We start from the raw sequence: 4,883 nt of genomic DNA on the forward strand, positions 1-4,883 counted from the left end.
GTTGGGAATCAGTCACCTTTCCCTTTGATAGACTTCGAGCCGCGCTGCACGGACTGGTCGACCGGTTGGGAATCAGTCACCTTTCCCTTTGATAGACTTCCAAGGGAGAGGTTTCCCGCCTATTTTTGCCGAAAAAGCAGATAATTCCGTCAGAAAATTGTTAGCTGCTCAGGTTCGTCCTCTACAGGACACTCCGTTGCAGACTGGAATCTGAAACCGCCCGACCACTGACGATCTGTAATCGGGATGACACGAACCTGCCCACCGGGCGGGAGAGCACCTTTAATAGACTTAACTGTGACCATATCGATTCCGCAAGTTGGCCAATACTTCACATACACGCTCAGCTGAACCATTGAGAAACCCCGATCTAGCAGAAAATGACGAAAATTACTGGCATCCCGTCTCTGCACCTTGGTCAAGACTGGAAGATCAAACATCACCAAGCACCACATTGGGCCATCCGCCATCAGACAATCCGCTCAATCGAACTCATGCCAGTAAGGAACATCAAATCGAGCGCCATCCCCCTCAACATAGCGGCCATAACTCTGGGCAAGCATGTCAAATGCCGTCGGAATACACGTTCCATCATCAAGAAACTTTTGTGTGGTAGCCGCCACCAGCTGCTTCCTCACACTCGGATCCGCAAGCCGCGCGCTCAAACCGATATCCCACACAGCTGCATCAATGGCGGGTCGGAACGGCTCAATCAGGTCGTCGACCAAATGAAACAGATTACCGCGTCCCCGATGAAACAGTCCAAAGGCTGGATTCAATCCCGCGCCTAAGACAGATCGGATTCCGTGCCCTCGAAGAATCGTGTACCCGTAATCCAAACACGAATTAATATTGTCGCTCCCCACGCCATATTCTCGTCGAACCCCAGAAGGAAGAAAAGACTTCCAATATATACGGGCAGCACGCGCTTCAAGGTTCTCTGGATCGCCCGAACGCACTTGACGAGAAAGAGCAACCAACTCTCCAGCGCCAGATGCTCCTTTCAATCTCAGCGTCGTCGCCTGCCCCATGATTTTTGCACGGACAATTTTAGCCCACGCGTTTTTCTTCTTAGGCAGTGATACCTCGCATTGAGCTATCTGACGCGCACCAACTCTCGAATGATTTGACCAAGGATAGGAAGCGCCGCGTGGAATTCCGCGCCAATCACAATAGAAAAGTACTGTCGCGTTATCCATTAGACGGTTCATAACGCCCGAGGAAAAATCCACTCCGGGTCCAAACAACACTACTGCAAGATCCGCACACGCTACTCGCCTGCCGTGACCACTTTCGTCAAAAACTTCAAGACCGCCGCGAACTGAACGAACCTGCCCGCGGAAACCAAGAAAATCCAGCACGCGCCATTGCCCCGACATTTTTCCACCTATAATGTCATGCTCAAAGGTAGTCCGGAATTGCTGGCTTCACGTGGCTCACCCAGAGCATTACGTCGAATGATTACTGGATTCCCATTGGTGAAAAGGTCACTAAAGGTTGGTCGCCAGCTCCTATTTAAGATTTCAAGCACTGCAGGGGAGATCTGCTCAGGCGCTCCTTCGAGCGCTAACAATGATGGTCGCAGATTAATCTGCCGTGTGCTCTCAAAACCAGTCACCCTCCAAGACACCATATCCGGAAAATCTTGAAAGAAATCAGCGATCTTCCCCTTCGTAAAGTTTGTTGCGCGCAAACGAAGCTCATCGCCCCGAACGAGCCATCCGACCTGTCTAGCCTGCCCAGAAGCTATTGCCTTTCGTAAAGCTGGCAACGCAGTTCGCACACTAATCGATTTTGCTGGAATTTGTACTGTGAAAAGATCTTCGTGGGCATACGGAATGAGATCTGTCTTGAAAACCCGCAGCTGATAGTATTTGGGTTTTTTCCCGTCAACTTTGAAAATGCGAACATGGTGTATTGAAGAACTTGTGCTTGCCCATCCATTTCGTACTTTCACTGCTGGAACAAGTTTCGGGAAAAGATCGACTGCACTTTCACCAGTGTAGTGAACTCCATTCACGACAATACGGCGTGACGGATCTGCTGGAAGACCACTTTCACGATCAAAATCAGGTTGGTGCGTCAAGACCCACCAAAGCGCAGGCGTTGAAGCACGATCAATCGATTGCACTGGCATGGCATCGGAAAGTTTGACATGCTCAAGCTTGCCTATTTTCGCCTTGTGCGCCGCTCCATTTCCAAGCTTAAGACGTAGATTTTGCATAACCGGAATCGTGTCTGCGCTAATTCGAGAATTGAAATATTCGGTAGCCAAATCCATTTCTTGCAGCCAGTGATTCCATATTTGGCGATCAGCGATCGTAAGGCCTGTGAATTCCTTCCACGTCTGTGGCGACTGCGTCAAACGCTCTGCATAGCGAATATTCTGGCGCAGTACCAAAGTGTGAGCAACTGAAGGTCTTAAGAGAGCAATCGTCAGAGCATCCATGGCATGATGTCGCCGATCAAAACGTGTTTTTCCGTGCCCGCCAATCAACTTCACCTTGCCTTCAAGACCGGAAGCACGCCGCGCCTCAGCAGTAAGACTTCCTCGGAAAACCCGTACAACTGTCTTTTTCTCCTCATGGTTGAAGTGGTAGTCAATCCGGCGTCTCAGTTCATTAGCCATCCACGCGACTGATTCCATTGATCTGTCGTCCAGAGGCTCATCTATCTGTTTCCGTTTAAGACGGCGTATCGTTTCCTGTTTCTGACGTCCAAAGTCTTTTCGGCTCATACCAGGATCAGGCAACCACATTCCAACCCGGTTGATTGCTCCCTCAAGGCTCACGCCATCACGATCAGAATTCTCTGCCCATAAAGCAAACGGCATTCCTGATTTTTGATGATTGCAAGTCCGGCAGACCGCTGCTAGGTTATGCATCTTGTTCGTCGATGAAGGACCGGACCTCGGTACGATGTGGTCAACCTCGAAATTCTCGATCGATAGGGGCTCTCCGCAATAGAGACAGATTCCTTCCTGTCTCGAGAAAACCTTATATCTTATGATGTCAGAGCGCCTAACAGGACCATCAATTCCACGTCGCTCATGGATCTCGTGGACAATTCGTTCATTACGCTCTTGGGATTTCTTATTTTGGAGCATAATTTCACGAGTAACGTGTTCACTGCTAAAACCATCCCGGACATTCTCAATATTAATTGAATCAGGAACGCCCCATCTCTTCTCAACCGCACTCAGCCAACGGGCAACCTGCTTCGTAACACGATCGACTGATGGGTTGCCGACAGGAGCGCCAATATCTTCCGCCGGTGGTTCCCAGTCTTCAGAAACACCAAATTCTTTTCTTCGCGCCTCATAGAGATCAATTCCATCTTCCCGCATACATTCGGTCAGCCTGCGAAGAGAATCCACGCTATAAACTGCTCTTCCCATAGGGAAAGTTGCTTCCTCAAGCTTTTCTCTTTCATCATCTGAAAACGCACTTATTAGGCGAGTAATTTCCTGCAGAGAATCAGGGTCAAGATCGTCACTGCCAACATTTGAGCGGAGGTCAATGAAAGTTTCCTGAGCAATTTCATCCGCTTGTTCCCACCACTCCTGTAGCGTCGGGATCTTCAACGAACGAATTACCTGAGTTGTTGCATCAGTTGGCGGCCGTCCACTGACATTCTCGCCATCTATGCCTGCTCGTGCCACCCCTCGGAGGGAGGGCCTCTCTATCTTCAAGAGCTCTGCAACTGCATCCCACGTAATCTGTTCTGGGGCACTCGAATGCAACAGAAAGTCAACAACCGTGTCTTTTTCCTGCTTACTCAGTATGCGCTGTTCCCTGCCTTTTCCGATTCGCAGGTTGGCAACAACGGAGACAATACGAAAAACCTGGAAAGCAGGTTGGGCTTTTTCTGCACGGGGTTTCTGTTGCTGCCCCGGCAGAGCATCCTTACCAACGCGTTCCCGGGCACTTCCTACGGGTGAAACAGAATCAAAAACACGGCGAATCAATTCATCAACAAGTGCTCTGGACAGACCCTGCGTTTCCTGAATTTTTCTGATTTCAATGACATAGTCTGATTGCAACAGTGTCCCACCCAGTAATCCTGAAGAACCTCGAAGCTTCGTTTGGGGATTTACCCGCAATGCCTCATTAATAAGCTGCCCAGCAGTAAGATCTTCCGAAAGGTTTCGGCCTATCAGATTCTCAACGCGTTTGCGCAGGCCTTCCAGTTTGCTACTTGGCTCTTGCTCTCGTAAAAGAGATTCCACTCGTTGATATGGATTACGCCAGCCCCGATGGTGAGCAATATGCACCATCGCAACAGACAAATACTCATGTAGGACCGTGGAATCAGTAATTTGCTCATTTGCTAAGGCTGCCCGAATGCTCCACGCCCGCCGTGGATCTTGATAGGACTCATGGTCAATAAGCGGCCATCCTAAAGATTCAATATACGCATCTAGCCTGTCGAGGCGCTTCTTCGCCCGTTTATAGAGACGTCGTGCACGCCTTGCTACGCCTGAAACAGCGCGGCGTGAGTCTCCTGCGTCTTGCGCATCAGGATCGACACCCGAATCGTGTATAACGACCACCGAATTTGTTAGATCGGTAGGATAACCGTCGTCATCGACCTCGACGAGAGAAAACCCTATTGAGTTCGTTCCAACATCAATTCCTGCGCGATAATGCCGTTGCGTCATTGCTTCTTGTTCCATGGGAATAGGGTGTCACATCCCTATGGCATTTGGGTCCAAAATGAAAACCGGGCGCTTAAAAAGCGCCCGGTGGAGCAATCAGTTCCGCGAACAAAGGCGAAACCTTATTGAGAATCAGTCATTATCATGATAATGACTCAACCATAGATATGTCAACAAAATTAGCTCAGCGCTACAACCCCGCATGACGCACAAAAGTGAAGATCGC

3 protein-coding genes are annotated in these 4,883 nt (G+C 49.6%); all 3 read right to left on the minus strand.

What is annotated here, in order from left to right:
* Positions 1-149: 149 nt before the first annotated feature.
* From cas2 to cas9, 3 genes are read right to left on the minus strand one after another with little or no spacing between them, the layout of a single operon-like run.
* The gene (gene cas2 / locus AC1DA5_RS10465; RefSeq protein ID WP_092648271.1) at positions 150-470 is read right to left on the minus strand and encodes a CRISPR-associated endonuclease Cas2; all 321 of its coding nucleotides are present in this window, start codon (positions 468-470) and stop codon (positions 150-152) included.
* A gap of 12 nt (positions 471-482) precedes the next feature.
* Positions 483-1,379, minus strand: coding sequence for a type II CRISPR-associated endonuclease Cas1 (gene cas1 / locus AC1DA5_RS10470; protein ID WP_480290184.1), 897 nt, complete (start codon positions 1,377-1,379; stop codon positions 483-485).
* A gap of 8 nt (positions 1,380-1,387) precedes the next feature.
* Entirely contained in the window at positions 1,388-4,675 is a 3,288-nt protein-coding gene (cas9, locus tag AC1DA5_RS10475; RefSeq protein WP_480290185.1) for a type II CRISPR RNA-guided endonuclease Cas9, read from the minus strand.
* Positions 4,676-4,883: the final 208 nt, after the last annotated feature.

This window comes from Pauljensenia sp. C0254C2, from assembly GCF_056583835.1.